The organism is Streptomyces sp. NPDC050388, from assembly GCF_040655635.1.
Classification (GTDB): domain Bacteria; phylum Actinomycetota; class Actinomycetes; order Streptomycetales; family Streptomycetaceae; genus Streptomyces.
This window is the reverse complement of the sequence record NZ_JBFAKH010000202.1, coordinates 1-4447: the sequence shown is the minus strand read 5'-3', so window position 1 is coordinate 4447 and position 4447 is coordinate 1. Positions and strand designations below refer to the sequence as shown.

Annotated in this window: 3 protein-coding genes and 1 pseudogene; 2 read left to right on the top strand and 2 right to left on the bottom strand. The window is 66.9% G+C overall.

Annotated features, from left to right (window positions below; genetic code table 11):
• The first annotated feature begins 202 nt into the window (after window positions 1-202).
• Both AB0I73_RS40515 and AB0I73_RS40510 read left to right on the top strand, forming a co-directional pair.
• Window positions 203-871: an aminoglycoside phosphotransferase family protein gene (locus tag AB0I73_RS40515; protein WP_363045388.1), complete on the top strand. Its 669-nt coding sequence runs from the start codon at window positions 203-205 to the stop codon at window positions 869-871.
• A gap of 126 nt (window positions 872-997) precedes the next feature.
• Window positions 998-1129 (top strand): annotated as a pseudogene (locus AB0I73_RS40510) (IS6 family transposase); the annotation flags it as partial.
• Window positions 1130-1206: 77 nt separating this feature from the next.
• Here AB0I73_RS40510 and AB0I73_RS40505 read toward each other — a convergent pair.
• Both AB0I73_RS40505 and AB0I73_RS40500 read right to left on the bottom strand, forming a co-directional pair.
• Window positions 1207-1917, bottom strand: coding sequence for an IS6 family transposase (locus AB0I73_RS40505; RefSeq protein WP_363045389.1), 711 nt, complete (start codon window positions 1915-1917; stop codon window positions 1207-1209).
• A 222-nt stretch (window positions 1918-2139) separates the two neighbouring features.
• Window positions 2140-4353: a hypothetical protein gene (locus AB0I73_RS40500; protein WP_363045387.1), complete on the bottom strand. Its 2214-nt coding sequence runs from the start codon at window positions 4351-4353 to the stop codon at window positions 2140-2142.
• Window positions 4354-4447 lie beyond the last annotated feature (94 nt).

Sequence of the window (4447 nt, the reverse complement as noted above, 5' to 3'; positions counted from 1 at the left end):
CTTGGGGCGGGACATCACACACCTCCCGATCGGCACGAACTCGCACCAGTGCACCCAGAATAATGCAAACACCCTATTTTGTTAGGGGCTCTTAGAGGTCGCGCAGATAGGCGGCGTTGAGGGCGTGTACTCCAGCTAGTGCCGCATCAAGCAACGTTCGCCCCGTTGGCGGCTGGTACGTCGTCAGGACAGACTGCCCTGCATGGAGTTGATCGGGCAGGGGCGGGACGCTGACGTGTATGCCCTGGACGAGTCCAGGGTGCTGCGGCGTTATCGGCAGGGGGGACCAACGGAGCTGGAAGCACGGTTGATGACGCATCTGGCGGCCTGTGGGTATCCCGTGCCGAAGGTGTACGAGGTCACCGATACCGACATGGTCCTGGAGCGGCTGACCGGGCCGACGATGCTGGATGTGCTGGCCCGGCGCCCGTGGCGGGTCGGATCCCTCGGCCGGACGTTGGGCGGCCTGCACGACCGGTTGCATGCGCTGCCGGCGCCGACGTGGCTGCCCCGGCGGTTCGCGACGGCAGGTGACGACCGGGTGCTGCATCTGGACCTGCATCCGGGCAACGTGCTTCTGACCCGGCGGGGCCCCGTGGTGATCGACTGGCGCAACGCGGGCGCTGGTGACCCCGCTGCGGATGTGGCGATGACCCTGGTGACCATCGGCTGCGCGGAGATCCCCGGACTGGCCGCTCGCCTGGGGCGGAGTCTGCTGGTGCACAGCGTGCGCAAGGGCTGCCGGACCGATCTTGCGGGACGTATCCGGGAAGTAACCGAAGCCAAACTGGCCGACCCGTACCTCACGCTTGCGGAGGCGGCGTGGCTGCGGCATCGTGTCGGCGGCCGGACCGGGCAGCCGGGCTGCTGATCGGTGGCCGGGCGGGTGAGGGTTCGTGAGATCGATGACGATGAGGGGCAGCGACGGTGTTGTCAGGTTGAGCGGAGCCCTTCTCCGGTGGCATGATCATCTGTCTGGTTGGGGTCGCTGGAGGGGCTGCTCGTGGACGCGCCGTCGTACCAGGGTTTCCGCTTCCCGCCGGAGGTCATCGCGCACTGCGTGTGGCTGTATCACCGCTTCGCCCTGAGCCTGCGCGACGTCGAGGAGCTGATGCTGGAGCGCGGCATCGGGCGCTGTCACGTTGTTGAGTGTGTGAGTGCCTGACGGTGTGTCGGATGTGGTGGGGCCGGGGTCCGGCTCCGGGCTCAGGCCGCGGCGGGCCGGCCGGCGACGCCGGTGATCTGGTTCCAGACGGCGAAGCGGGCGGTCATCTCGGTGCGGTATTCGGTGGCGGTCATCCGGTGCCGCCGGGGTCGGAAATGAGGTGAGATGCCGCTGAACGCGGCCAGGAACCGCTGGGCTCCGGCGACGCTGCGGAAGCCCTTCATGGCGCGCTCGCGCTGTCGGGTGGGCTGATGACTGTTCTCGGCCCGGTTGTTGAGGCCCTTATGGGAACGGTGCTCGACGGAGGGCATGACCTCGCGGTGGGCGGTGCCGCAGGAGCGCAGCTTGTCGGTGACGATCACTCGCGGCACCTCGCCCGTCTTTGTCAGCAGTGTGCGGAAGAAGTGCCGGGCCGCGGCCGTGTCCCGGCGGCTCTGCACCAGGATGTCCAGCACCATCCCGTCGGCGTCGACGGCCCGCCACAGGTATTTCCGCTCACCGTTGAGCTTGATGAAGACCTCGTCCGGATGCCCCGTGTCGCCGGGCCGGGGCTGCCGGCGGCGCAGTCCGCTGGCGTACTGCTGACCGAACTTCAGGCACCAGCGGCGGATCGTCTCGTATGAGACGATCACACCGCGCTCCAGCATCAGCTCCTCGACCTCACGGAAACTGAGCGGGAAGCGGAAGTACCGCCACACGCAGTGCGAGATCACCTCGACCGGATACCGGTGCCCCTGGTACGACGGCGACATGCCCTCCACGGACGACCCCCTCCACCGTGAGCAGCCCGGGGATCCTCCCATCCTGTCAGCCAACGTGACAGCGCCCGGACACAAGATCACTTCTCAAAGACCCTGTCCGACGGCCCACCGTTTTCCAGAATTTCCTGGACCACCACAACATCCACCGGCCGAAGTCCTGGAGAAGCAGCAGTGGTTGACACCACTGATTCCAAGATTCCCGACAGAATCAAGCTAGTCCCGCGTGCGTCCGGCCATCGCATCCCAGAAACGGTCCAGTTCACGGACACGCATGCTGACCCAGGGAGGCGTCTTCCTGTGCACCGCCCTGGGGAAACAGCGGCGTATGGGCCCTGGCAGCAGCACCTGCTGCTGGCGACAGAAGGGCTCACGGACCTCGCCCCGAGGCACCCCGCCTCTAGGCGGGTACGGACAAAGTTGAAACTTGCAGTCGGGTAGACAGGTGGTGCCCGGTGCGGGTGGCTCGGATGTGCCGGGCCGCAGACCGGGCCGCAACGGCTCGCGGCTCGTGCAGAGGCATGGCGGGAGCAACATCCCAGGACGCTCGGCGCGCGTCATACGCTCCTCGACCTCCTCCGGATACCCGTCCCGCTCGATCAGGTTCAGCATGAGCAACACGTCAGCGACGAGGCGCTGGGCGCGTCCGTCGAGGGTGCTCCATCCGACCGAGGGCGGGATCCACAGATTGTGCTTGCGGTAGCCTCGATTGTGTCCGGTGCGCGAGCCTATGCTGTCGGTGACGGTTTTCTCATCGATCCAGAGGAAACGCTCGGGCTGCCCGGTCTCCAGCGCCAGGGCCGCCAGGTCGCCCGCCTCGGCGACGAACGGATGCAGCATCCGCCGGGGCGAGTCACCGTTCGAGCCGGGCCGACCGGGCGGGCTGTTCACCGTGCCCGCCATTGACAGCCAGCGCTGCACCGTCTGCACCGCGCTGGTCCCGCCGAGCGCCCGGGACGGCTCGGGCGCCCCGCCGAGGTCGTCTTCCCGCCATACCCTGCCGTCCACGTCACGTTCGCGGCGGCCGACACTGTCCGGGAGCTCCCACAGACACAGCCCTTGAAGCAAGGTCAGCTGCGTGTACCAGCAGCGGGACTGCTGCAGCACCTTCTCCGCCTGCCGGATCAGATCGGCTCGGCTGCCCGGGGCCGAGTAGGGGCGGCGTTTGCGCTGGTTGGCCGCGAGCTTGAAGCCCTGGGCCAGCGCGGCCTCCAAGACGAGCGGCAGGTCGGGGGTGCCATGAGTGTGCTTCGGGTCGAGGTGGCGTAGCCACTTGGTGAGGCGTTCGCGGGCCTCGTCACGGTGGGAGTCGTCGACGGAGCCCAGGAGCATGGGGATCATCCAGGCTCGCATCACGAACTCCCTGGACAGCTCGATGCGCTCCTTCCGGTACCGCTGCTTGATCTCTTTCCGGTCCTCCTGCAGCCGATCGCTCTCCGCGGACGACCTGTCCCGAGAGGACGCGCGTGCGTTCATCGCATTCCGCATCCTCTCGCTCCAGTCGTGCTCTTCCCTCCTCCTGCGGGCCTTCAGATCGCGGAGCCTCTTGTCGTACTCCCTGATGGGGTCGGTGTTCAGACCGATCTTCTTCCGGATCACGGCGAATGCCGCGGTTCCACCGCTGCCGAATTCCTGGGCAGCGGCCAGGCGCACCGAGTACAAGGGCTCCGCCTTGCCGATCCGGAAGACGTGGTCGTAGAGCAGCATGGTGTCGGTCTTCTCGGAGGCCACACGCAGTGCCGTGCCGAGCTGCTTGAGCAGCCTGAGCTTCGCGTCCTCGACGGTGCGACGGTCACCCTTGATATCGGACCAGCGGCCGTGCACCTTCTCGACAATGTCCCTCAGCAGTCGCGGACGGGCTTCCACGCTGTCGACCTCCAAGGTCGCCGCGTACAGGTCCAGGGCCTTGGGGTCGTCCGTGCGGTGGTTCGCGGCTGTGAAGAGCCGGTCGGCGATAGGCTGGCCATACACGGGAGCCTGCCGCCACAGCTCTTCTCGGTACTTCTGCAACTCGGCCCGGACACTGCCTCCCTTGGCCGACAGCTCCGCCACCCGGCGGCGGGAGAGCAGCACCAGCGCGATGAGCAGCTCACGGCTGGGGCCCGGCGGCTGCACTGCCTGCTGGATCAGCTCGCCGGCGCCTCGCTCACCGAGGTGATGCAGCATACGGAAACCGAAGTAGGCCTGGATGATGCTGTGCGGGAAGCGGACCCTCTTCTCGAAGCTCTCCACCAGCTGGAGCTTGTCCGCGTTGGCCGCGAAGCGGGAGAGTGCGACCTGGCACTGGCCCATGTTGCCCTCGCGTAGACACTTCCTCTCTCCGGGGCTCAGGTGGTCACAGAGCGTGTTCCAGATCCGCTCCCGGTGCCATTCCGAGAAGGTGTTTCCGCGTTTGCCATACCGGTCGAAACGGCGGGCTTTGGTCCACATGAAGCTTCCCCTTGATGTTGGACACCTGGAGACTGGGACGTGAGGTTCCAGAGGAAGTAGTGCCAGGTGGGAAGTAAGAGCAACCGCAGCAGGC